Raw genomic sequence first — 25,106 nt, 5'->3', positions numbered from 1 at the left:
CGGATCCTGCAACCACGCATTCGCCTCATTGGGTTTCGTCTGCGTGTCTCGGCAGATCGAGGGAAAAGGTACTGCCCAAGCCTGGACCATCGCTCGACACGGTCACGTCGCCGCCGTGCAATTCCATCAGCTGCTTGACCAGAGCAAGGCCGATCCCGAGACCCCCATGCGCGTGACGCCGATGCTCTTCGACCTGTTCGAACATCTTGAAGATCGCCATCGAACTCTCAGGCGTAAGGCCCAGTCCATTGTCGGTGACGCTGATGCGGCAGGCATTTTCATGCAATTCCAGCGCCACCTCGATCTGGCCGCCGCGCGGCGTATACTTTGCGGCATTATTGACAAGGTTTGAGACGCATTGTGTCAGGCGGACCTTGTCTGCGTAGATCAGGCATGGCTGTTCCGGCGCCCTGAACATCAGGGCGTGCTGCTTTTCCTCGACGGCCAGCCTTGTCATTTCCAGCGCCGTGGCCACGGCCTCTTTCACGTCGAATTCAGACTTGACCAGATTGATCTTGCCTTGCGTTATCCGGGAAACATCGAGCAGGTCGTCGACGAGCCTGATGATGTGATCCATCTGCTGGTGCATCAGGCCCTGGATCTGGTCGGATCTGGCTTCGTCCGGCTTTCGCGACAGAAGCTTCAAGCCGCCATTGAGAGCTGCCAGCGGGTTGCGCAACTCGTGAACCAGGACGCTGATGAACTCATTCTTTCGATTATCCGCAAGCTGCAGGGCACGTGTCTGCTCCTCCAGCAGATCCCGCTGCTCTGCAAGCAGTCCCCGCTGGCGATAAAGTTCGGCAAAGATATCTGCCTTGCTGCGCAGGATGTCGGGTTCGATGGGCTTCTGGATGAAGTCGACGGCACCCGCTTCATATCCCTGGAAGCGGCGCTCCGCGCTGTGGGTTCCGGCGGTGACAAAAATGATCGGCACCCGCCTTGTGCGTTCGTTGCCGCGCATCAGCTCGGCCAGTTCGAAGCCGTTGAGACCCGGCATCTGCACGTCGATGAGGGCCAGCGCGACGTCATGCTGCAAGAGAAGTTCGAGGGCTTCATCGCCGGACCTTGCCTTCAGCAGCGTGAGATCATCGCTCTGCAGCAAGGCCGCCAGGGAAAGCAGGTTCTCCGGCAGGTCGTCGACGAGGAGAAATTTAACAGCGGTTGTCATCGGGCTTTGTTCTGCAAATAGGTTGAAATGGCGGACAATGTCATGATGTGAGCCTCCGGGCAGGCGCGAATGGCAGCCTCGGGCATAGCCTTTGCATAGGCGTTGGAGGGATCCTGCACGATCGCCGTGCCGCCGGCGCGCACAACGGTCGAAAGGCCATGGGCACCGTCATGATTGGCGCCGGTCAGGACAATGGCCGTCAATTGGCGGCCCCAGGCGTCCGCCGCACTTTCGAATGCCACGTCAATCGAAGGGCGCGAGAACAGGACTTCTTCCTCGCTGGATAACGCGACATGCGTTCGCCCCTCGAGCAACAGATGGTAATCAGGCGGCGCAAAATAAATGGACCCGGCTGCAACGGGCTCCTTGTCTTCCGCTTCAATCGCCCGAAGCTGGCATTTCAGGTCAAAGATCGCGGCCAGCACACTGCGTTTGCTGGGCGGCAAATGCACAACGACAAAGACCGGATAGGGAAAAGTCGCAGGGAGTGCAGGCAATATCGCAGACAGGGCCTCAAGCGCCCCGGCTGATGCACCGATGATCACGGCACCGTCCGGATCGTCCCTCATGAGCCGATCCTCTGGTAGATCTTTTCCTCGCGGACAAATTCCCGGAAGCCGTCGGCCTGCGAAGAAAAGCGCAGTGTCTCCTTGGACCCCAGGCCGAGAAAGCCGTTGCGCGGCAGCGCATCGCGAAACAGACCGACGGCCCTGTCCTGCAGGGTTCGGTCGAAATAGATCATCACATTGCGGCAGGAGACAAACTGCATCTCCCCGAAGACCTGATCTGTCACGAGGCTATGATCCGAAAACACCACGTTGCGCCGCAGGCTCTTGTCCAGGATGCAGCGATTGTAACCGGTGGTGTAATAGTCGGACAAAGACCCCTTGCCGCCGGATTGACGATGGTTCTCGGTAAACAGCCTGACACGATCAATGTCATAAATCCCCGCTTCCGCGTGGGCGAGCGCATCCGGGTTGATATCCGTTGCATAAAACAGCGTTCGCTCCTCCAGACCCTCTTCCCGAAACAGGATGACGAAGGAATACAGCTCTTCGCCGGAGCTGCATCCGGCGATCCAGATCTTCAGCGAAGGATAGGTGCGCAAGTGCGGAATGACTTTTTCGCGGATGGCTGCGAAGTAGGAGGGATCGCGAAACATCTCGCTGACCTGGATCGTGAGGTAGCGCAGCATGTCGGCAAGCATGTCCGGATGGTGAAGGACACGCTCCTGCATGGCCGAAATCGTCGCAAACCCCAGCTGCTCGCGGGCCTGACGCAGGCGCCGCCGGATCGACGACATGGCGTAACTGCGAAAGTCATAATGATAACGGTGGTAAAGCGCTTCCAGCAGCAGCCGGATCTCGATGTCCTCGATCTTTTCGAATGTCTCGGTCATTGCGGCATCCACACGCGCACGAGAGACAAAAGCTTTTCGACGTCGAGCGGCTTGGCCATGTAATCATTGGCGCCGGCCTCGATGCAGCGCTTCTGGTCGTCAGGCATGGCTTTTGCGGTCAAGGTGATGATCGGCAGTTTCTGCCATGCCGAGTTGCGGCGGATATGACGGGTGGCCGTCAGGCCGTCCATGACCGGCATCATCACATCCATCAGGACGAGATCGATCCGTGTGTCGGCCTTGGTCAGCGACTGCTCCAGCTTTTCCAGCGCTTCCTGGCCGTTTCTGGCGATATCGACCAGTACGCCGCGCGGCTCGAGAATGTTGGTGAGGGCGTAGACGTTGCGCACGTCATCCTCGACGATCAGAATGCGGCGCCCCTCCAGCAGTTCGTCGCGATTGCGCGCCTTGCGGATCATCTGCTGCTGCTCGTCCGGCAGCTCGGACACCACCTGGTGCAGGAAAAGCGTGACTTCGTCGAGCAGCCGCTCCGGCGACTTTGCGCCCTTGATGATGATGGATTTCGAGTAACGGCGAAGCCTCTGCTCCTCCTCGGCAGACAGGACACGACCGGTGTAGACGATCACAGGCGGGAAGGAATGCATGCCCTCCTGGCTCAGCGTCTCCAGCAGCGCAAAGCCGGATGCATCGGGCAGCGACAGATCCAGAACCATGCAATCGAAGGTCTGTTTTGCGAGCAGGGCAACACATTCGGCTGCCGTGCCGGCACCCACCGTTTCAACGTCATGCGATGACAGAAGTTTTGACAGCGCATCCCGCTGAACGGTGTTGTCTTCGACAATCAGGACGCGCCGCAGCGTCTGCTCGGCCTTTGCGCCAAGGGATTCGATCACCGATACCAGGTGATCGCGTTGAACCGGCTTCAGTGCATATCCAACGGCACCCAGCGAGAGCGCCCGATCGGAATAATCTTCGGCCGAAAGAATGTGGATGGGAATATGGCGGGTCCGCACGTCGCGTTTCAGGCGGTCAAGCACGGACAGGCCGGATTGATCGGGAAGGCCGACATCCAGCAGGATGGCGTCGGGCAGATACTGATAGGAGAGTTCAAGGGCCGCCTGTGCGGTCCCGGCAACGAGCGCCTGGAACTTTAATTCCCGGGCGAGATCCCTGAGGATGAGGGCGAATGACTGATCGTCCTCGACGATCAGCAGCTTGCGTGCCGTACCCTCCGTTGCTGCACGGTCGTCCTCGATGATCGCGGCTGCCATCGGCTTTGGTGCGGTGACCTCGGTCGCCGGCCGCAAAACGGGTTCTGCGACGGCAGAAGTCGCGCCGGCAAATGTCTGGTTTGGGGCCTGGACAAGCGTTTTATCGAAGGCCGCAGGAATGATGACGGTAAACGTGCTGCCCTGTCCAAGGCTGCTTTCAAGCTGGAAGCGGCCTCCCAGCAGCCGTACCAGTTCGCGGGAGATCGACAGGCCGAGCCCGGTGCCACCGAATTTTCGACTGATCGTGCTGTCGGCCTGATGAAATGCTTCGAAGATGCGCTTCTGCTGCTCTTCGGCAATGCCGATGCCCGTATCCTTGATGGCGAAAGCAAGCTGATTGTCGCCATGACGGCGCACCGCAAGCGAGACGCTGCCGTTTTCCGTAAACTTCAGTGCGTTCGCCAGCAGGTTCTTCAAAACCTGCTCCAGGCGCTGCGGATCCGTCTCGATGACGGCGGGTGTGTCTGCGGCCACGGAGACGTTGAACTGGATGCCCCTGTTGCCCGCGAGCGGTTCAAACAGGTGGCGTAACGAATTGACCGTGCGCTCGATAGACACCGCTTCAGGATTGATTTCCACATGTCCCGCCTCGATCTTGGACAGGTCGAGGATGTCGTTGATCAGATTGAGGAGGTCATTGCCGGAAGACTGAATGGTCTGGGCAAACTGCACCTGCTGCGCCGTCAGGTTGCCGTCGGAATTGTCGGCCAACAGCTTGGCAAGGATCAGCGATGAGTTGAGCGGTGTGCGCAGCTCATGCGACATGTTGGCCAGGAAGTCCGACTTGTAGCGGCTGGCAAGCTCCACTTCCTTCGCCTTGGCCGCGATGGCGTCCTTCGACTTTTCAAGGTCGTCCCTCTGGCGCTCCAGTTCCTGCGCCTGCTCCTCTAGCTGCGCATTCGTCTGTTCGAGTTCGGCCTGCTGCTGCTCAAGCCGCGCCTGCTGTTCGCGCAAGGCCCGGCCCTGTTCCTCCAGTTCCTCGTTGGAAACGCGCAGCTCCTCGCTCTGCACCTGCAGTTCTTCCGATTGCCGCTGCGTCTCTTCGAGAAGGGCCTGAAGGCGTGTCCTGAACTCGGCGGACCGGATGGCCAAGGCAATCATCTCGGAAACTTTCTCCAGAAGCTGCAAGGTCTCGTCGCTGACGGGCGACAGGAAGCCAAGCTCGAAGACGCCCCTGATGTCGCCTTCGACGATCGCCGGTGCCAAAGCAAGATGACGGGGCTTTTGCTGTCCGAGACCGGAGCCGAAGCTGATATAGCCATCTGGCACCTCGCCGACCGCGATCGGACGGTGATCTCTCAGCACATGCCCGAACAGGCTGTCATTATGGCCGAAACTTGCCGGAAGGGTCACGTCCGAGGGCACGCCGTGGACGGCAGTGCGCTGATAGCGGCCGGCGTGCTCGACGTAGATCGCTCCAGCCACGGCGCCGAGATAGTTCGTGAGGAAACCGAGGACGTTTTCACCCAGTTCGCCCAGCGATTGCTCGCCAGCGACGGACGACGCGAGGCCCAGTTGCGCGTCCTGCAACCACTGATCGCGCCTTCTCGCCAGTGACACTTTTCTCGTCAGGGCTGAGATGACCAGAGTGAGGCCAATGCCCAGCACACCGGAGGCGAGCGCACTCACCCAGGCAATGATGTAGGAGGTGTCCATTTCGCCGAGGCGCTGGCTTCGATCTTCGGTAGCCTCATTGCGAAGTTGCGATATGATAGTGCGGATGCCGTCCATGTCGCTGCGGCCGCGATCCGATTTTACCAGCGCCAGCGCTTGCGCTGCTCCTTGTCTCTGAAAGAGCCCAAGGGTCTGCGCCATCACCTCGAGCTTGGACGAGAGGTAGCCCCGCAGTTCCTCGACACTTCCGCGTTCCCGCATTTCGGCCGTGACAGCCGAGTTGATGATGTCCATACGGCCCTGAACCTGAGGAAGGGCGCGATGATACGGCAAGAGATAGCTTTCGTCGGCTGTCAGGAGGAACCCGCGCAGGGCAGTTTCCGCATCCTGGATGTCGATCAGAAGAAGGTCGAGCGCCACGACAAGACCATGCGTCTGCGTCACCCCCGCATTGCTGTCCTTGACGTTCTGGACCGTGTAGATGGATATTGCGGTGCTGACGATGAAAAAGAAGATCGCCGACAGCAAGCCGATGGCAACGTTATGCTCCAGACCGAGCGTTCTCCTGCCTGCCAGGGCGGTTGTTTTTCTGTGCATGTGAAAAGCTCTGACTATGTGGGCTGGGCACTCGGTTGTGCTGTGTCGAGATTGAGCGGTGGCGTCGGCGTTGGATTGGCGTTCGGCGTCGCGAAACCTTAAGGATGTCGGGTCGTCAAACTCAGCCGATCACGATCTCTGTGATGAGGGCTAGGTAGCAATTATTCTATCCATAAAGCAAGAATGTACTGAAATTCGAACGAATTGAACTCCTGACCCAGAAGAGTTCGGAATCCCCCGCCGACCCTCGCGCGCTCATAGTTCCATCCCTGCGCCAGCCGGTGCGCTGTCGATACGCGCCGTCCACCTCCCGCTTCGTCTCTGCCCAGGCGGGCAAAGTCTCAAGCAGCCCTTGCTGCCAGGTGGTAAGGTTCGGAAACTCCGAGAACGGGACCTCGGTGCGTGCGCCGCGGAAGCGGCTCCGCGATCCATCGCATCCGCGGGCGGATCGAGAAAATCTTCGGGAGGTGGAAACGCAGCTATGAGCTACGACGAATGTGCTGGCGGGGGGGGGCTTTGAAAAGCTGGGATGCAAATTCGTCTCGCCGCCGGCGCCTACAATCTGAAGTGATGTCTCAACATCATCGCCGCCACCGATTGAAGGGCAAGAAATCTGCGGCAGCCAATGGATGAAGATCGAAAGCGATCGCATCATCGCCTGCCTTCCAAAGACCTGAAAGGTCCATGTCCGCGCACGGTCTCCTCGTTATAGTTCCAACGTGCTGATGTCGGTTTCGGTATGGTTCTGGCCGCTCAACGCCGCATCGGCCAAAGCGCGGAGCATCCTGAAAAACTGCGCATTTCCCTCTTCGCCCAAGACGCCGTCGAGACGGGCCCGGCGGGCGAGCGCCAGGGGCTTTATCGTCTCGTAGAGCTGTTTTCCCTTCTCCGACAGGCTGAACAACCAGACGCGCTTGTCTTTGCGTCCCCTTCGGATGAGCACCAGCCCGGCCTTGTTCAGCGATGCAAGTGCGCGGCTGACCTGAGCCTGTTCCACGACGACTGCAGCAATGATGTCCTTCTGAGCCATGGATCCATTGCCGTGGAGAACGGCCATGACGCGCCATTCCGCGAGCTTCAGGTCACCGGTTACCTTCAGGAAGGCATCGAATTCGCTTCGCATGATGCGGTGAAGGCGGTCCACCGCGACGTGTATGACGCTTGCGACATCAGGTATCTGGTGGCCGAGAATTGGGTCTTTCTCGGGGCCCAGCGTTTCGCGCTCCGGTTCGTTCAATTGATCTTCATCCCGACAAATATTTGCAGTCATTGTATGACATATCGTTCAACTTCGCGGAAGGCGGATACCATTCCTTCCCACACCCGGTAAATTTTTGAGGTTGCGCTCAAGACGAACATCTCATTCCACGATGTGTGTTCTTCGCCAGCTGGTGACGCGCGGAAGAGCCGAGACCAGCAGAACGATCACAATGAGTGCAATGAAAAACGCAGAGATCGGGCTGTCCAGAAATGTCATGGGGCTTCCTCGCGACATCAGCATGGCGCGCTTGAATTGTTCCTCCAGAAGGGGTGCGAGCACCATTCCCATCAGCAGCGGTGCAGGCTGACAGTTCAGCAGATAAAGAACATAGCCGAAGAGCCCAAACAGCATCAACAAGACAACGTTGCCTGGCTGGTAACTCGTTGCATAAACCCCGATGCAGCAAAACAGGATGATCGCCGGGAAAATGTATTTATAGGGCATGGAGACCAGCCGCACCCAAAGGCCGATCAGCGGGAGGTTCAGAAACAGCAGCATGGCATTGCCGATCCACATGGAAGCGATCAGGCCCCAGAACAAGGATGGGTTGCTCGAAATCACTTCGGGGCCGGGCACGATGTTATGGACCATCATCGCCCCACCCATCAGTGCGGCGACCGCATTGGTTGGCAAGCCCAGAATGAGGAGGGGTACGAATGTCGTCTGGCTGGCTGCATTGTTTGCGGACTCAGGCCCCGCAACGCCCTCGATTGCCCCTTCGCCGAAACGTTCCGGTGTCGAGGAAAGGCGCTTTTCGACCAGATAGGACATGAAAGAAGACAAAACGACGCCGCCGCCCGGCAGAATCCCGAGAACACTGCCCATGACGGTGCCCCGCAGGATCGCCGGCACCGAGGCTTTGACCTCTTCCCGTGTCATCCTCAATCGGCCGATCTTCGGGACTTCGGTGGGTGCTGATGCCACCTCTGCCAGACTGGATATGACGGACGCGATGCCGAACAGCCCCATGGCAATGACGACAAAATCAATACCATCGCTTAAAAAGCCAATGTCGAATGTGTACCTGACGAGGCCCGAGGTGAGGTCTGTCCCGATAAGGCCGAGCAGCATGCCGACGAGAACCAGACCGACGGCCTTCAAGGTCGAGTCGGATGACAGGGCAACGGCGCCGACCAGGCCCAGGGCCATGAGGGATACATAATCGGCCGGTCCGAATTTGAGGGCCAAACTCGATAGAGGTACGGCAAGCGCTGCCAAGAAGAACGTGGCCATGCAGCCGCCGAAGAATGAGCCCAGAGCCGACACTGTCAGTGCAGATCCGGCGCGACCGCTCCTCGCCATCTTGTAACCGTCCAAAGCCGTGACGATGGAGGAGACTTCCCCCGGCAACCTCAACAGGATCGCGGAGGTCGAGCCGCCGTATTGACTGCCGTAAAAAATGCCGGCGAGCATGATCAAACCCGTTGTTGGCGGCAGACCGAAGGTAACGGGCAAAAGCATGGCCATGGTTGGCACGGGACCAAGACCGGGGAGTACCCCGACCAAGGTTCCCAGCAGAATTCCCACGAGACAATAGAGCAGGTTGATACCCGTCAAAGCTTCGCCGAAACCGAGCGCAAGATGTGAAAACATGTCCATAGGATGGGGTCCTCAGAGCGTCGGCCAAAGTGGCGTCGTGAGCCCGATCAGCCCGTGAAAGATCAAGGCGACGAAAGCCGTCAGGCAGAGGCCGTAGGCAAACCTTCGACCAAAACTCCAGTCGCGATGCGCAAAGGAACTGATCAGGACAACCAGAAGCCCCGAGCAGAAAAGGCCGAGCGTCTCCACCAGGGAAAACAGTGCCACCGCCAGAAGGATGAAGAACACTTCCCTTGCTTCCGATATGCGCACTTTGCCGCTCGCCCGGCTTGCCTTCAGTATGACAGCGGCGCCGATGGCAACCAGGGCCACTGACAGCATGAGCGGGAACGCGCCGGGGCCCAGCCGCGAAGCACTTCCCAAGGGATAATCCCGGCCCAGCCAAAGCCAAAGCACTCCGAACACGACAAACAGGGTACCGGTGAGAGTGTCCCGGTTGAGGAAATCTCGTTGCATGATGACCCCCTCAGTTCGCCTTGATGTTTGCGGACGTGATGATATCGCTCATCTGCTTCAGCTCGCGCTCCATGCGGGCGGAGAAGTCCACCGTGTTCGATAGAACGGCCTCGTTTGACTGTTCACTCAACAGGGTGGTGGTGGCGGGTGAGGATACGACCGCCGAAAGATCCGCGGAGATCTTGGCAGCAAGGGCCGGATCGGTGCCGGAGCGCAGGAAGAACACGTTCCAAGGTGCGATATCGAGAGCCGGGAGACCAACAGATGCGGCGCTGGGAATGGCTTCGAAACCGGTGATCGGCGCTGACGAGCTGCGGAGCAGTGGGACCAACTGCCCCGTCTTGAGATAACCTTTTCCTGCCGAAGCGGCCTCGAATATCAACTGCGCGCGGCCGGCGATCACGTCAAGCAAGGCGGGTGCCGTTCCCTGATAGGGAATGTGGACCATTTTCACGCCGGCATCACGCTGAAACAGTTCACCTGCGATATGAGCCAGCGTGCCGTTTCCGGCCGATGCGATATTGTAAGCGTCCGGCTCTGCTTTCAGCTTGGCCAAGGCTTCAGCATAGGTTTTCACTCCCATGCTGGCAGACGCATAAAGAACCAAGGGATAGCTGACGCCGACGCCGGTCGGAAGAAGATCCTTGCGTGCATCGTAGGGGAGCGTGGAAAACAGGCTGGGTGCGATGGTCAGATAGCTGGCACCGAGCAGGATCGTATAGCCGTCCGCCGGAGCCTTTTTCAGAGCTTCGGTGCCGACGGATCCCATGGCACCGGGTCTGTTCTCGACAATCACGGCCTGGCCCCATTTAGCTTGCAACTGCTCGCCCACGAAACGTGCGAAGGCGTCAGTGGTGCCGCCGGGCGGGAAAGGAACGATAATTTTGACGGCTTTTGTCGGATAGGCCACTTCGGCCATGGCCGAATGAGCGCCGAGCAGCAGTCCTGCCGCCGCGATCAGATTGCAGATCCGCGACTTCTTGATGAATTTGGTCATTCCCAGCATTTTATGTTCCCTTGTTATGTTGTTCATGAACATCGTCATTCCCGGCAGCGTTGATCGCTGCTCGGATTGATCTGCAAGACTGCCATTGCAGGATGCGCCTGGTGCGCCAATCGAGGCCCTTGCGGTCTCTCCATGCCTGCTGGCAGCTTGGGCAACGGCCACTCGACGGAATCTTCCCGTTCCGAAGGGGCTTCTTCTCGTTGCTGAACTGTATTTCCTCAGAGCCTTCGGGGGATCATCAGGGCCCCGATTGTCATCTTGTGGGATCGCTTGTCGTCGACACGTCAGGGTGATTCAGATTCCAAAGTTCCGCAAACTCGTTCCCGTTTCGGAGATCGTCGGACCTGATTTCGTTGACCGCCACAACGGATCAGGTTTTTTACGCGCTATGCAGTCTGCATTTCCAATCCGGGATGCAGGAAGGCGCCCGCGCAACCGTTTCAGCACTGGTGAACAACAGGCCGCTTTCCATATAGAAACTGTGACATCATATGAATTGTCATGCAATAGTCTCGTCTGTTCCCTTCGTTTTCTTTTCGACGTGTTTGAGACCGGGTGATGCATCGCCTTTGGTGCCGCCCAGCAAGGCAGGCAAACGCGGCGGGGCCGACTGACAATCGACTGACAAAAGCAGCCCGCCTGCACCGCGAGGTGCCGCCCATCGGCAGGCGTTACCGCGCCTTGGACATGAATTCGCTCAAGGCGAGCATGGCGCCCCGATTGGCTTCCTCCGTACCAATAGTCATGCGCAATGCGTTGTTCAGTCCATAAGGGCGCACAGGGCGCAAGACATAGCCGCGCGCCGTCAGAAATTCGTCCGCTGCTGACGCGCTCCTGGACGGTTCGTCGTTGGGGAAATGAATCAGCACGAAGTTGCAAACGCTTGGCGTAAAGGTCAGACCGATCTTACGCAGTGTTGCTGTCACGAAGGACAGCCACTGGCTGTTGTGGCGAATGGCAGCCTGGACATGTTCGCGGTCCTTCAGGGCCGCACAACCCGCCGCAATCGCCAAGGAGTTGAGGTTGAAGGGGCCGCGGATCCTGTTGATGACGTCCACGATCGGCGCTGGCGCGTACATCCAACCGACCCGAAGCCCCGCCAGGCCGTAAATCTTCGACAACGTCCGCAGCATCACGACATTGTCGTGCTTTTCAACCAGGTGCGCACCGGGCGAGTAGTCGTCCTGCTGAACATATTCCGCGTATGCGGCGTCTATCACGAGCAGAACATGTTTCGGCAGGCTGTTCAGAAGGCGTTCCACCTCGGAGCGAGAGATATAGGTGCCCGTGGGGTTGCCGGGGTTGGCGAGGAAGACAATCTTCGTCCTGTCGGTGATCCTGGCGATCAGAGCATCCACATCGGCGCAATAGTACCGATCCGGTGCGAGGACCGGGGTGGCTCCGCTCGCAAGCGCCTGTATCCGGTAGACCAGGAACCCGTATTGCGACAAGACAACCTCGTCGCCCGCGTCGAGATAGAGGCGCGCGAGGAGCCCGATGAGTTCGTCCGAGCCATTGCCGCAGACGATGCGGTCGCGCTCGATGCCATGCGTTTCAGCAATCATTTCGCGCAGCTTCGAAGCCGATCCGTCGGGATAGAAGGGCAGGTTTGCAAGCGCCTCGCGACAGGCCTCAATAACCGAGGGGCTCGGCTCGAGCGGCGTCTCGTTCGATGAAAGCTTATGAACCTTCACCCCCGGTTTGGCTTCGCTGCGTCCTGGCACATACGAGGCGATCTTCATGATGCTGGGCTTCGGTGTTGGAGAATTGCTGGCGTCACTCATCCGGGCTTGCCTCGCTTTTTTGTTGTTCCGCTCCTGACGAAAGATATATGTGTCGTCATAAAATGAGCAAGCATATTTTTGTGTTGAAATCGATTTTGGTTTGCGTCAACACTGGAGCCGCGGGAGCCCGGGTCGTTCTGCACGCGGACAGACGTTGGACGAGGTGCACGCTTGAAACAGGAAATGATCAGGTAAGGGGCGCCGGCTCACGCGTCGAAGGCGGGGCCTTTGCCGGAAGGTGGCTGTGAGGCGCGCGGCTCGCTGCTGTCGGCGCAATGACGTCATTAAGGGGGCGCCGAAGTCTGCAGCATACTGAATGGGCAGGCTTCGGCTCCGGTCGCCTCATGGGCAAAGAAGAGCGCCCTCAAAGGTTTCAAAGGGTATCGCTGACACAGGGATATGCTTCTTAAATTCAGTCTTAGGAGAAAATTCGTATGGCAATTCGTGACGTCAATTTCTTTTATCCTGGCGAAGAGATCCTTGCCGATGAAATGCGTATCACCGCACTCGGCACGGGCATGCCTTTTTGTCGGCGCCGTCAGGCATCCCCTGGCTGGCTCGTCGAACTGGGAAACGGCGACAAGTTCATTTTTGACCTCGGCACGGGAAGCTCAGCGAACTTGAATGCGCTCGGCATTCCGCATTCCCTGCTTGATAAGGTCTTTCTGACCCATCTCCATATCGATCACTTCAGCGATATTGGCGCTCTCTATGGCATGGGCATGGTTCGGGGTCGCTTCACGCCGCTGCGCGTGTGGGGGCCATCTGCTGGCGAGGCTCGCCTGGGCACGGCTGCTTTCGGCAAGGCGTTCACCGACATGATGGCCTGGGATATTGAAAGCCGCAGAGGCGTTGTGAGCGCTGGCACTGGCTGGCAGACGGACTTCACCGAGTTCGATTATTCCATCAACGGTCACGTCATCTTCGAGGAAAACGGCGTCACTATTCGTGCCTTTCCTGCCATACATTGCATTGATGGTCCGGTCAGCTATCGTCTCGACTGGAATGGCCTGTCCATGGCCTTCCTCGGCGACGGAAAGCCAAGCCAGTTCATGGTCGACAACGCCCAGAATGTCGATGTTCTCATTCATGAGGCATTCGTGCCTGCCGCAGACTATGCACAGAAGACCCATCTTCCCCTGCAGATCGCGCAGAACATCGCCCATGGCGTCCATTGCCCGCCGCGTTCCGCCGGAAAAATCTTTGACTTGTGCCAGCCGCGCCTGGGCGTGATTTACCATACGATGATCTCTGAAAGCTTGCGTATTCCGATCATCGATGACCTGCGGGTCACCTGGAAGGGGCCGGCGGCCCTTGCTGAAGATCTCATGGTGCTCAATGTGACGAAGGAGAAAATCACGCAGCGTCAGGCTTGCGTGCCCGATCTTGCCTGGCCGGTGCCCGCCCATAATCACGGTGAAAAACGCCCGGCCATGGAAACCCAGAAGGTGGCGCAGATGTCGCAATGGCTGAAGGACGCCGAGATAAAGGTCGATGGGGTCAGTACCTTCATTGCCGACGCCGTCTAGGGCGCACGACTGAAGCAGCCAGAACCGGAGAGTTTCCGCATGAGCCACAGTCAGATCGGACGAGGATTGAACGAGGGTGCCCTTGAGGAACTTGCAGGCCTCCTTGGCCCGACAGGCATGATGACCGGCGCTGATACGGCGCCGTTCGAAACGCCTGTCGCGGGAGGCGGGGAGCGGTGCCTGGCTGTTTTGCGCCCCGCGTCGACGCACGAAGTCTCCCAGGCGGTGAAAATCTGCGCAAAGTACAGCATTGCCGTCATTCCTCAGGGCGGCAATACCAATGTGTGCCGCATGACGGTGCCTCTTCCCAACCAGAACGCCGTCATCCTTTCGATGTCGCGGATGAACCGCATCATCCACCTCGATGAAGAGTGGACTTGCCTCGGAAAAGTGGAGAGGTTTTCTTGAGTTGAAAGGAAACCGGAATGCCGAAGCAGAAGAATTTTACGAAGGAATTTGAGACCGAAGCGGTGCGGCTGGCGCAGACGAGCGGGCGGACTCAGCGTGAGATCGCACAGGACCTGGGCGTCGGCCTATCGACGCTGGTGCGCTGGATCGGTCGTAGCCGTGATCGGGCGATGGATGCGCCGGCGGTATCCGCTGCCACCGAGGACATGGCGGCCGAGTTGAAACGGTTGCGCAGGGAGAACGAAATCCTTCGGCAGGAACGTGAGATACTGAAGCGTGCCGCGACTTTTTTCGCCAAGGAGGGAAGTCGATGAAGTTCCGTTTCATCGACGAGGCGAAAGATGAATTCCCCGCACACCGCCTCTGCAAAGTTTTGGGCGTCAGCCAGAGTGGCTATTTCGCTTGGAAAGACCGGCCAGCAAGTCGTCGGCAGCGCGAGGACATGGTGATGCTCGCGCATCTGCGCTCGGCCTATGCGCTGTCTCACGAGACCTATGGCAGCCCACGCATGACGCGGGAATTGCAGGACAGTGGCTTTGCCATTGGTCGGAGGCGCACAGCACGGCTGATGCGAGACAATGGCCTGCATGCCCGGCAGAAGCGTCGGTTCAAGCGCACGACCGACAGCCAGCATGCTTTCCCGATTGCACCCAACATCATCGATCAGGACTTCGCCGCAATCGGCCCCAATCAGAAATGGGGTGTTGATATTTCCTACGTATGGACCCGCGAGGGTTGGCTGTATCTTTCCGTCGTCATCGACCTGTTCTCTCGCCGCGTCGTCGGCTGGGCTGTTGGTGACCGGCTGCACCGCGAACTGGCACTCAACGCTCTTCGCAAGGCCATTGTCATGCGGCGTCCAAAGCCTGGCCTGGTCCATCATTCCGATCGTGGCAGTCAATATTGTTCTATCGACTATCAGGCGCTCCTGCGCAGCAAAGGCATTTTGATCTCAATGTCGGGAAAGGGAAATTGCTATGATAATGCCATGGTCGAAACGTTCTTCAAGACGTTGAAATCAGAGCTGATCTGGAGGACGATCTATCAAACCCGAAACCAGGCTGAAAATGCCATTGCCCGCTATATCGATGGCTTCTACAATCCCACCCGTCGGCACTCGGCGCTTAACTACCTAAGCCCCGCACAGTTCGAGAGACTGGCCGCTTGATCTGAAAATGCCTCTCCACTTTTCCGAGGCAAGTCCAGAGTGCTCAACAATCCTCGTGGAAGCAGGAGCAACGCTTCAGCAAGTTCAGGACGCAGCAAGCGCTGCCGGACGCCTGTTCGCGCCAGATTGGGGCGCCCGCGGAACAGCACAGGTCGGCGGCGCGGTGGCGACCAATGGCGGCGGACTGAACGTGTTGCAGTACGGGACCACCCGCGAACAGGTTCTGGGAATGGAGGTGGTTCTCGCCGACGGTCGCATATGGAACGGCCTTCGTTCGCTGGTCAAGGACAACTCGGGTTATGACCTGAAGCATCTGTTCATTGGCTCCGAGGGAACCCTCGGCATCATCACCAGACTGGTCTTCAAGCTGCATCCCGCCCCGGTTCATCAGGCTTCCATGTTCGCCGTCCTGACAGACACATCCAGGCTTATGCACTGCTTCAATCTGGCGAAATCGATCGCCAAGGGGCAACTCGTTGCGTTCGAGCTGATGAACGGGCTCGGTATTGAACTGGCTCTCAAGCGATATCCCGCCCTGCGGCGCCCGCTCGAGGTCAAGGCGGATTGGTATCTTCTGATCAGGATGGCTGGCCCTGAACCGGTCACGGATGCGCTGGAGCGGCTGTTTGAACGCGGTCTCGAAGAGGAGATCTTTTCCGACGCCGTGATGGCGCAATCGGAAGCACAGGAACGAAATCTTTGGGAAATTCGCGAGCAGCTGATGCCCACCCAATATTTCCGCCGAAAGCAGATCAAATGGGATGTTTCAGTTCCCATCAATCGCATGATGGAGTTTCTGGAGCGGTCAGCCGAAATCGCAAAGACCCATGAACCGGAAGCCATCCCCTATGCCGTCGGTCATGTCGGAGACGGGAACATCCATTTTTCCATCTTCCCGCCGGAACGTCCTGCCGATGCGCTGGACGCTCTCTGCAGGCTCTATGTCGAAAAGATCGACGCGCTCATCTGGAGTATGGGAGGCAGCATCGCGGCCGAACATGGGGTGGGAACCATATACAAGGATCGCATCCGTCTTCAAAAGACGAAGGTCGAGATCGACTTGATGGTGTCGATCCGAGAGATGCTTGACCCGATGCAGATCTTTAACCCGGGCAAACTGATCGATGCAGGCTGAGCTTGGCCTCTTCGCCGCCGGATGATCGAGGACATGACGGTCTTGCTCTATCGTCCACCCTCCAGCCCCGACTTCAACCCATCGAGACGGCCATCGAGAAGGCCACTTTAAAGCTCAAGGCTGTCTTGCGCGCCAAAGCGAACGTGCTTTAGGTTGCGCATCGCTTTAGCCTGTGATGCCAAGTTCAGAAGCGGCCGGTGATCCGGGTTTTGGCGCTGCGCCAATTTCAGGGCTCTGTGCATAAGAGGCTGAGCGAGGGCGCTCGCACTGCAGTCGAGTTTCTACCCATTATTTTTCTCTGCGTCGAAGGCTGCCAACGATGGTACTGATCTCCTCTTCCAGATGCTGCCCTCGGTAGACGAACGATGTTTCGTGGCGTGCATACTGGCCATTTCGATCGGCACTGAGCCAGTTGTAAGACCCGATGCAAAGAAGGTCCGTGTCAATCGCGACGATCTTGCTGTGCAGCTTCGGAAGCTTGTGCAGCCGTACCCCGACCTTTGAGAAGGCCTTCTCGACCGCTTCCATCTGGGTCAAGCCATCGGCCGCCGGGCCCAGGTTGAGCAGCGGATCCGTGAATACATCGATCTCGGCGCCTCGCTGGATGGCGGCTTCGAATGCGGCCATCAGTCCAACACGTTCCATCGTGGATGCGATCACCCACGGGCTGACTATAGTATAGCGGCGGCCAGCGCCGGACAGCGCATCCAGAAGGAAAGCATCATGCCCAGCCGCATCCCGCAGCATTTGAAGCTGAGCGTTCCCCTGGTTCAGATCCATGCGCGGCTCGGCCGCAAACTCAAGCCTGCTCAATTCTGATGCCAACAAGAAGTCTGCGAGGATTGCCCTTGGTGACCCGGCTTTCGCTGCCGCAATAACGTCCATGTCACCAAACACTAGAAAACTGTCCTTTGCCCGGGAGACGGTAACGTTCAGCATGCTGGGCGAAACGTCGATAAACCCGCCGTCTGCGTGTTTCGAATAGACAGGCGAGAAGATCACGACGGGTCGTTCGGCACCTTGCAGCGAATGGACGGTTCCGATGGTCATGCCTTCGCGCCCTTCGACGGCGATCTTGCGGTTGGCACAGGCCCCCCTGATTTCGCGAGCCTGTCGGCCGAAAGGGGTTATGATGGCAACAATCTGTTCCAACCGCCTGCCGTAGCGCAGTTCTAGCTCAGCTCGGTTTGCATCAAGCCAGGCCGCAATAGTTTGCGCCTCGAGTGGATTGCTGCGGCTGCTCCCTGACGCAACTGCACGGCCGTCTATGTGCAGATATCCAAGCGCCGGAAGGCCTATGTCTGCCGGTGCCTTTCCGCGCAGCGGTCGCAGCTTTCCCTTGTAGCACAGAGCATTGTTGAAGCTGATGATTTCGTCGTAGCAGCGCCGATGTTCGAAGAGGTAGAGACCCTTCTCGAGATCTGGATACGGCGACACTCGGCAGGCGTGCTGTGCAAGGCGCATGGCACTGCCATTGGTCGAGCAGATCCCGCGGTCGACAAGTGTGTCAATGCCGGCTTCGCTCGGGAGAAGGCCGTTGTGTCGAAGATTGCTCACGTCCACAGGTCGGGGCACCGATGAAATCGGTTCGATCTGTTGCGTGTCACCAATCACCAGGGCACGCTTCGCCAATGAGAAAGACGCACCTGAGACCTCTGGCAAAACCTGACCGGCTTCATCGACGATCAATAGGTCGATGAAATTAAAGAGATACTCAGTGGCCCACTTGCCACCGTCACGGCGGCTGTAGGTCATCTTGCCTGGCAGGCTGGCAAATGTTGCCACGGCACAAGGGGTCAACATCATGCGACGGTGCCAACGAGGAATGACTGTCGCCTTTCCTTTTTTCTCCTTGGAGGCGACGATCCCGGCAAGGTCAGCTTCCATTGCCAGAAGCCAGTGACCTTCCCAGTAGTGCGTTGCCAAAAGGAAGAGGGAAAACCGGACATCGAGGTCTGCCTGACGCTCCAGTTCTGCCAAGTCATCGGCCCCGCCAAAGGGTTCCCTCGCTTTGGCCCAGTTGATCTCCGCCTCCTGGAAATTGAGGCGCAGCGTTCTGGCTGTAGCCAGCGCCTGTTCAGCCGATTGCAGCGCCTCATTCGCAGCCTGTAGATCGGTTCGAACCCTGTCCTCGATGTTTGAAACCCGCTTGGCTGTTTCCAACTCCGGCATGAGTTCACCGATGGCGAGCCGAGCCCGCAAGGCGCGTTTCCTTTCAACGAAGGGCAGGAAACCGAGCAACCCGATCAGCGGGGATTCCGCCGCCAGATACTGGTCCAGGGCAGATTTTGCTGCGCGGAGTTTCTCCACCGCGGCCGTTCGTGCTGCTGCCTTTTCACGGCGCGAAGCTAAAGCGGCATCAGGATCAGGGCCAAGGCTTGCTGCAAGAGTGGCACTGGCCGCGCGATAGGCGTGGCTGGCGCGATCGATCTGCGTCAGCTTGTCTGTTTCACCCGCCATCCGCTCTTGCAGCGCCGCCACCACACGCTCCAGATCGGGGTTGGCAAGTTCGGGAAATGCGACCCTGGCCGCCTGAAGATAGTGGTCTTTCGCGCGCTGGACATAGGCAACCGTCTCGCGCTCGACCTGAAATTCTTCGGTCTGGTAGCGACGGGCTGCCTCAAGACGGCGGGAATGTGACGCAAGAAACATCCCGAAGCTATCCACATCAGGCAACCACCGCCCTGCAAACGGACCCGCTCCTTGATCGAAGTCCTTGCCGAAGGCGTCAATAATGTTCGTCACAGCCTGATTGTTGGATGACGCTGCCACAATCACCGGCGGGTCTTCACCACGAAGCGCTGCACCTACCCAGAGGCCCGCTACGGCCGACAACAGCATGGTGGTTTTGCCGGTCCCGGGCGGGCCATTTACGGCGATCACCTCTCCTGACGCTGAGGCATCCAGCCAGGCCAGAACCTGCCTTTGTTGTTCAGTCAACGGGAAGTTCGGGTTTGAATGGCCAAGCCTGCGGGCAAACTCCTGTTCAATCCGATGGTCCCGGTCCGTGACCGCCCCCTCCGGCTGCACAATCTGTTTCAGCAACGGCGTGTCAGGTGTTTCGGCCAGAAGCTTGTCATAAAGATCAAGGCTTGCCCGCACTGTCGCATTTGCATCCTCAGCCAATTCCAGAAAGCCGGAGCCGATCGGCTGATAATCTGCATCCCCACGGGGCCACCCTTGCGAAACGGCATCCACCATCTTGCGGCAATGGCCAAGATAGTCCTCCCATGCGGCGGTGCCTGACATATCGGGCAGAGGCGTCTCGGTCAGGAATGTATCCAGGTCGTCGACAGAACCGATGGCAAACTCACCAGACGGAAGCGGCGTAAGCAACTCCCGGGCAAGTGCGTTTCGTATCGGTGTGATCTTCCCCTCTCGATCGACGGTCGCCTCTGTGACCACCGGCGCCACGATTTCTGGTAATCCGCCCGCTCGCGCCGCCCCGTGTGACGACTTTCGCGCGGTAACAAGAGGCCAGAACCGAACCCCAACGCTCCTCGCCGAAATCTGGTCTCGGAACACCAAATCCAGGACCTCTTTTGGCAGCACCCCGGTCTTCAGCGCGCCCGCATGAATATCAATAAACCGCTTCCGGTCGGACTGCGTGAATTTTCCGTCACCCAGCGCGCCATCGGCGAGCGAAGTTCGCCAGTAGCGCAGATTGTCTCGGATGCTTGCGGTCATGAAATCTGCACTACTCGCTTTGCTGAGGCTAGGGTGCAGACATATAAAACAAAAACCGCAATGCACTCCATCCCTGGGATAACATCCGCCTGAGGTCTTCTCTTTGGCAGGGCTGCAAACAGGCGCAGTTCAGAGGTCTTGACCGGAGGCGTCACCTGCGATTGCGCTACGGAACCTGTGGCAGCGGCGGACCCTGGAATCCCCTCTGTTTCCCCATCGCGCGCGACCATGGATGCCACCTTTGCGTCCCGGTTTCGGGCATCGGTTAACCGGAGGGCTGAAGCGGCAATTATTTCCGCTGCTTGGTTTGGCCGAGCGTGCAACCGGCGATCAACCCATCATTGCCGTTCTAACTCATCCGGGCTCTTCTTATTCTGCGGCGGGCCGCTATTGCGAATGGCGACGAAGCGCGACAATAAATCGAACCAGAACGGCGCGCCAAGGGTTACCGCGAAGGCGGTGAGCAGAAGACCGAGGGCTTTGGGCAAGGGTGCAGTCTGGGCCCCGCCAAAGGATCCCGGCATTGACCAACCCAGGGGCGAAGGCAGCGGTCCATTGCCCTTGGCGAGATCGGGTAGAACAGAGGACCCGTCGGCAGACGCGGCGGTCAGCTGCGCGGCCGCCTCAACGAATGCCGTCCTGAGGGCTTCGTCGTACCAGAAGGTGCGGGCGATCTGCAGGGTGTCGGCGTTGATGGTCACAATTAACGCCAGCGCGACCGCAAAGGAGAGCAGCGACATCCACCGCTTGTAGGCGCCTGAGGCTCGGTCCATCACCTGATCGAACCAGTCCCCGAGGGCCTTTTGGGTCTCCTCTATCGTGGAGGTCGCGTCGATCCCAAGGGCCGTCAGAAGACGCGGCAGAGGAGAGTTCGCGTCGATCTTTTTCGCAAGGATCGCCAAATCTAGCGGTTGCTTGACATCGGATTTCGATCCATCGATGTGTCGCAGCGCTTCGATCAGCGCGAGGGAAAAATCCCGGCGATCCAGGTAGCTAGGCGCATGCATTCGTGTGACCGCGGATACAGGCGTCGGCGGAGGCTTGAAGTCCAGCAACCCCTGGCCCCGCGAAAGGCTGCGGATCAGGCTGCTTTCCCAGAAGGTTTTATTCACCGTCGTGTCGCCTAACGCATGCGACACCTCGTTGTAAAGATTGCGAGCCCGCAGCCGCAACAGGCCGGCGATGGCCTCGTTGATGCTGGTGCAGATCAGGCTAAGGGTCAGGTAGACCATCATAAGGCCGATGGCCGTATCGACGGCAGCGGAAAACAGCATGGTGCTTCTCCTATTGAGTGTTGCTGCGGGCGCGGTTCAGCGCCTCTTCCAACTCTGGGTCATCGGCATGTCCATGGATCTGGCGGCCGCCGAGGATGAGGGTTAGCCCGGTGACCGAGTGGAAGGGACCCGCGGCCTGCATCTCGAAGGCCGGGCGTGGGAAATACCGTCCCTCGCCGTCCTCGATTCCCCGCCTGTCCTCGAAGCCTGCGATCGGTGAAGATGCCTTGGGCGACGATCACGGGAGTACACTCCGTTGTGGGAGGGGCACCCCGACGAATTCGGGGCGCCGATGGTGGTATCATTTACAAGTGGTATTGCTGATCTTGCTCTGCAGTGGCACGGACCTTGCAGCAGGCATCGCCCCCTCTTGCTGACGCATCCCGTCGGCGAAAATGTCGTTGGCGATGCCGAGACCGAGCGGCACGCCGCCGACAGGAAGCTGATCATTGTCCCCGCGCTTTGCGGTCCAGACATGTGAATAGCTCACCTCCGCCGGGTTCTTGTAAGCATCGTCACCTTCGGCATCCGGGCCTTTTGCGACATCCGCGTAGTCGAAGGCGTCGAACCGCCAGTGCACGCCCAGCCAGATGCGGCTGAAGGCATTTTCCCAGATCGCATGCCAGAGCGAGGGGAACTTGCGCTTAACATAGGTCCGCACGAGACCCGGCTGGTCTTCGATCGGCGATGACGGATCGTGGGGCTGATGCAAATCTCGGCTGATCCCGTTCATCTCTTCGGACACGAAACTGAAGGTGATGTCGTCGGGAGCATTTGGAGCGCTGACAGTCGCAACGCCGAAGTAAAGGCGCACCATCTGGAAGCAGGCGGCGCCGAACGTCGCGTGGCCTGAGGGGTAAGCCGGAAACGGCGGCTTGAAGCTGAGCCTGTTGGCGTTCGTTTCGGGCGCCCCCAAGGCAAGCCAGAAGGGATCAGCAGGTGCCGCGACTTGGGTGCTGCCAGCACCACCCTTTTGGGCGCTGGCATCGTGCTGGCGGATGCCGGACAAAGGGCGCCACAGATTGTGGCGGTATTTCTCTGCCCAGGCGAACTTACCTGCATCGGCCATTGCGACGTTGCAAAGCGCGAAGAGCCGAACAAACTCCTTGCTCTTGTCGAGTTCAGTGTTCGTCGGGTTGCTTTTGGCCCAGGCGATCTGACGCAGGATCTGATTGTAGAGGCGTGGCGGCGTGCCGATCAGATTCGCACCATCGTATGCCCAGTAATAGGCGGCGACAGTTTGGTCTGCGGTCCGCTCGGTGGTGTTTAGCGATGCCGCGCCACCGACGCGGTGCACTTCCCTCAGGGCAGCGTCGTATTCAGGGTTTGGCGGCTTCGGCCAGCCCGCGATCCGGTGGCCCGTCGGATCTGTCACCGCGAAGGGTTCCACGGTCGTGCCATAAAAAGGGCCGTGATAGACGTGCTGCGCCTTTTTTCCCTTGCTCGGATTGTTGGGGTCGATGTCCATGAGGCGGACGGGGTTCAGCGGTTCGTCATCGAAGTGGTAACGGCCTCCCTCGGGCTTGTAGTTCCCTTGATCGGCTCCCGGTTCGTCCGGCAGGACGGCAAGAGCTGCGTGAACCTTCTCGGCAACGGCGACGCCGTAGCGATGCGCCAGGGACTCCGTTTTGATTGCCACGCCGAAGGGGCTCTTAAGGTCCCGCAATGCGGCGCGCAGCGCCCTGCTTGCCTCGTCAGAAATATTGCCCGGAGCACCGTAGAGCCGCTCAAGTATCATGATCGCCGCGCCGGTCAGGGCCGCGTTGGCGGTCGTAAGGTCTGCCGCGAGGCCGGCGGGCAGAGGAGGGCGATTGGCGGCGTCCAGCCACATCGACGGGTTCGCGGGGTCGTTCAGCACCCCGAAGAAGGCGTCGTGCATGGCAAGATGCAGAAGTCCCAAAGCGCGGGAGCTCATCGTCGGGCCGCCCTGAGGGCCACCCAGCGAATGGGTGATCCGGTTCATCTGCAGACCGGCATGGTTCCAGTACAGGACCGGAAAGGCATTCAGCCCCGAGGGCTCGTCGATATCGGGTAGAACAAGCATTGGTTTCTCCATGGGTGGGTGGTCAGTTGGGCAAGGGGACGAGAAAATTTCTGGTGTACCCCGCCTTATCAGCCGGCTCCGACCCACGGCCGTTCCTCGGCCGCGAAATGCCAGTTGAGTGCGCCCTCGGCGTTGGGCGCAGGATACGGGATGTCGTGGAGCACCGCCTGGCCATCAGTGGAGCCACGGCTGTGCGCATGCCGGCCGAAGGCGGTCAGGCGCATTCGTGTGTCGTCCTTGCGCAGTTCGGCCATGCCGTCTGCCGGAAAGAAACGGCCGGGGACGGTAACGGAGGCCGGCAAATGACGTACCATCAGAAATTGCAGGGCGTCGGCACGGTCCTCGGCGAGGATTGCCACGATCGAGTTCTGTTCGCTCAGATCATCTGGCGCCGACGTCGCGTTGGGATCGACCGGGATCGCCGTGTCCGAGATGACCAGAAAAACACCGCCCGGGCCGCTTCGGGCGGCAATGAGCCATTCGTGCACGGATGGGTTGGTCTGGTGCGGCGTGTCGTAGGGGCCGACACGCAGCGTATTGAGCATTGCGATGCGGAAGGTATCTGAGGTCATCGGCAGCCTCCTGTGTTGCTGCCGGCACTGTGTCCTTCGCCCGTGAGCGCAGGATCAATTGATCGTTAAACCATCGTCAAAAATTCAGTCAATTATGGAAGCTTTCCGCAGGCTTGTGCGAAGTCGGACACTGGGTGGCGGCTACTTTGTGACTCGACAATCGACGTGGGTCACGACGCGATGTTGGCCTCCGGGAATCCGTCCAAAAGAAATTGGCGAGCCGTGCTGGCCTTGTCGAAATGCCTGATGATATCGGCGAAGACCCGGCTGTGCTGAGTGATCGCCTGAACCGCGAGTTCTTCGACCTCTTCACTTTCGAAAACATGTGGGATTACCCGCCGCAACAGCGTCCAGGATGCAATATTGTCGGACATGTAATGCACCCCTGCAAAGACCCGTCGGTCTCCCCAATCGACCATGTATTTTTGCAATTGCTCGCGTTCCTCCGGGGTAGGCTTCTTGCCCGATTTTATCAGTTGTTCGTATACGGTGCAGCCGCCCAGAATTCCCTGCATGCAATGGCCGCTCGGGAATGCCGGGTGTTGGCCGGTATGCACGTTCCGGTGGGCCGCAACCCACCGGAAACCCTTCACCCCCAATGCCGTCGCTGCTGCTCTGGGACGCGGGCGTTGGAAAAGCTGCTTCAGTCCGAGAACCTCAGGCCGCTTTGCCGAAGCCTCCTCCAAGAACTTTGTCTTGAAAGTAGCAGGCTCCATCACTGGTCCCCCATAGAGCGGATAATTTGCCGTGCCGTCCTTGCCGGTCCGGTACTCGAGCGAAGACGAGAAACAGATTGGCAGTTGGATATCGTTGTAGTCCGGGTGATCAAGTCGGGCATCCTCGATCCGGTAGTGCCAGTTGTGATCACGCTGCGGGCCTTCGAAAGGCGCGTTGGAACCCGCCAACTCGCAGAGAATCCCAAGTTGATCTCCGCCACCATGGTAGAGCGAAACCGCGATAGCCAGTTCGTCGTGCGTTGCACGCTCTGCAAAATTGATTGCGCCGCCTGTCCAGGCATCATTTTCCCAGCGAGGCCAGATCTTGTCTGCAACTTCGGCAATCCATGTGCTGATGATGGCCGGATAGTCGGTGTTGCCCGCAGGCCAGCCCCCTGGCTGCGTGTCCGGTGCCTTGGTCTTGGATTTCAGGTCGTCATGCATCACTCCGTAGGGT

General features: G+C 59.0%; 18 protein-coding genes. 4 read left to right on the top strand and 14 right to left on the bottom strand.

All coding sequences use genetic code 11. The features are described 5' to 3' along the window. Window positions 1-25 precede the first annotated feature (25 nt). From AC4CWF_RS15320 to hisC, 9 genes are all read right to left on the bottom strand, one after another. Window positions 26-1,168, bottom strand: a complete 1,143-nt coding sequence (locus tag AC4CWF_RS15320; protein ID WP_491282498.1) for a hybrid sensor histidine kinase/response regulator — start codon at window positions 1,166-1,168, stop codon at window positions 26-28. Next, a complete protein-coding gene (locus tag AC4CWF_RS15315; RefSeq protein ID WP_491282497.1) occupies window positions 1,165-1,737 on the bottom strand; it encodes a chemotaxis protein CheB in 573 nt (190 codons plus the stop codon). Before AC4CWF_RS15315 ends, AC4CWF_RS15320 begins: the two co-directional genes overlap by 4 nt. Continuing rightward, a complete protein-coding gene (locus AC4CWF_RS15310) occupies window positions 1,734-2,567 on the bottom strand; it encodes a CheR family methyltransferase (RefSeq protein WP_491282496.1) in 834 nt (277 codons plus the stop codon). The genes AC4CWF_RS15315 and AC4CWF_RS15310 overlap by 4 nt, the downstream gene beginning before the upstream one ends. Further along, a complete protein-coding gene (locus AC4CWF_RS15305; protein ID WP_491282495.1) occupies window positions 2,564-6,010 on the bottom strand; it encodes a response regulator in 3,447 nt (1,148 codons plus the stop codon). Before AC4CWF_RS15305 ends, AC4CWF_RS15310 begins: the two co-directional genes overlap by 4 nt. A gap of 706 nt (window positions 6,011-6,716) precedes the next feature. Then, window positions 6,717-7,280, bottom strand: coding sequence for a MarR family winged helix-turn-helix transcriptional regulator (locus tag AC4CWF_RS15300; protein ID WP_491282494.1), 564 nt, complete (start codon window positions 7,278-7,280; stop codon window positions 6,717-6,719). Between the two features lie 90 nt (window positions 7,281-7,370). After that, the gene (locus AC4CWF_RS15295) at window positions 7,371-8,870 is read right to left on the bottom strand and encodes a tripartite tricarboxylate transporter permease (protein WP_491282493.1); all 1,500 of its coding nucleotides are present in this window, start codon (window positions 8,868-8,870) and stop codon (window positions 7,371-7,373) included. Window positions 8,871-8,882: 12 nt separating this feature from the next. Continuing rightward, entirely contained in the window at window positions 8,883-9,326 is a 444-nt protein-coding gene (locus tag AC4CWF_RS15290; protein WP_491282492.1) for a tripartite tricarboxylate transporter TctB family protein, read from the bottom strand. Between the two features lie 10 nt (window positions 9,327-9,336). Further along, the gene (locus AC4CWF_RS15285; RefSeq protein ID WP_491282491.1) at window positions 9,337-10,365 is read right to left on the bottom strand and encodes a Bug family tripartite tricarboxylate transporter substrate binding protein; all 1,029 of its coding nucleotides are present in this window, start codon (window positions 10,363-10,365) and stop codon (window positions 9,337-9,339) included. A gap of 638 nt (window positions 10,366-11,003) precedes the next feature. Further along, entirely contained in the window at window positions 11,004-12,116 is a 1,113-nt protein-coding gene (hisC, locus tag AC4CWF_RS15280) for a histidinol-phosphate transaminase (RefSeq protein WP_491282490.1), read from the bottom strand. A gap of 434 nt (window positions 12,117-12,550) precedes the next feature. Between hisC and gntH the strand changes: the two genes are divergently transcribed. The 4 genes from gntH (at window position 12,551) to AC4CWF_RS15260 (ending at window position 16,356) form a co-directional block, all read left to right on the top strand. Continuing rightward, window positions 12,551-13,645, top strand: a complete 1,095-nt coding sequence (gene gntH, locus AC4CWF_RS15275; RefSeq protein WP_491282489.1) for a guanitoxin biosynthesis MBL fold metallo-hydrolase GntH — start codon at window positions 12,551-12,553, stop codon at window positions 13,643-13,645. Window positions 13,646-13,684: 39 nt separating this feature from the next. Next, window positions 13,685-14,053 (top strand): FAD-binding oxidoreductase, encoded by a 369-nt coding sequence (locus tag AC4CWF_RS15270; protein ID WP_491282488.1) that lies wholly within the window; start codon window positions 13,685-13,687, stop codon window positions 14,051-14,053. A 17-nt stretch (window positions 14,054-14,070) separates the two neighbouring features. Continuing rightward, window positions 14,071-15,221, top strand: a protein-coding gene (locus tag AC4CWF_RS15265; protein ID WP_491282487.1) for an IS3 family transposase whose coding sequence is annotated in 2 segments (ribosomal slippage) — window positions 14,071-14,338 and window positions 14,338-15,221 — 1,152 coding nt in all. Because the reading frame shifts where the segments join, the coding sequence is not laid out codon by codon here. A 7-nt stretch (window positions 15,222-15,228) separates the two neighbouring features. Next, the gene (locus AC4CWF_RS15260) at window positions 15,229-16,356 is read left to right on the top strand and encodes an FAD-binding oxidoreductase (RefSeq protein ID WP_491282486.1); all 1,128 of its coding nucleotides are present in this window, start codon (window positions 15,229-15,231) and stop codon (window positions 16,354-16,356) included. A gap of 288 nt (window positions 16,357-16,644) precedes the next feature. Here the strand turns inward: AC4CWF_RS15260 and AC4CWF_RS15255 are convergent, their stop codons facing one another. The 5 genes from AC4CWF_RS15255 to AC4CWF_RS15235 all read right to left on the bottom strand — a co-directional run bounded on the left by AC4CWF_RS15255 (window position 16,645) and on the right by AC4CWF_RS15235 (window position 25,093). Further along, a complete protein-coding gene (locus AC4CWF_RS15255) occupies window positions 16,645-20,043 on the bottom strand; it encodes an AAA domain-containing protein (protein ID WP_491282485.1) in 3,399 nt (1,132 codons plus the stop codon). A 338-nt stretch (window positions 20,044-20,381) separates the two neighbouring features. Then, a complete protein-coding gene (locus AC4CWF_RS15250) occupies window positions 20,382-21,317 on the bottom strand; it encodes a hypothetical protein (RefSeq protein ID WP_491282484.1) in 936 nt (311 codons plus the stop codon). A 301-nt stretch (window positions 21,318-21,618) separates the two neighbouring features. Further along, a complete protein-coding gene (locus AC4CWF_RS15245; protein WP_491282483.1) occupies window positions 21,619-23,361 on the bottom strand; it encodes a vanadium-dependent haloperoxidase in 1,743 nt (580 codons plus the stop codon). Between the two features lie 68 nt (window positions 23,362-23,429). Continuing rightward, complete coding sequence (locus tag AC4CWF_RS15240) at window positions 23,430-23,933, bottom strand: hypothetical protein (RefSeq protein WP_491282482.1); 504 nt, start codon at window positions 23,931-23,933, stop codon at window positions 23,430-23,432. A 170-nt stretch (window positions 23,934-24,103) separates the two neighbouring features. Beyond that, on the bottom strand, window positions 24,104-25,093 hold the full coding sequence (locus AC4CWF_RS15235; RefSeq protein ID WP_491282481.1) for a phosphatase PAP2 family protein: 990 nt from the start codon (window positions 25,091-25,093) through the stop codon (window positions 24,104-24,106). Between the last annotated feature and the right edge of the window lie 13 nt (window positions 25,094-25,106).

Source organism: Neorhizobium sp. PAMB6630, from assembly GCF_058242775.1.
The sequence above is the reverse complement of the archived record's forward strand: the minus strand, read 5'-3'. Positions and strand labels throughout refer to the sequence as shown.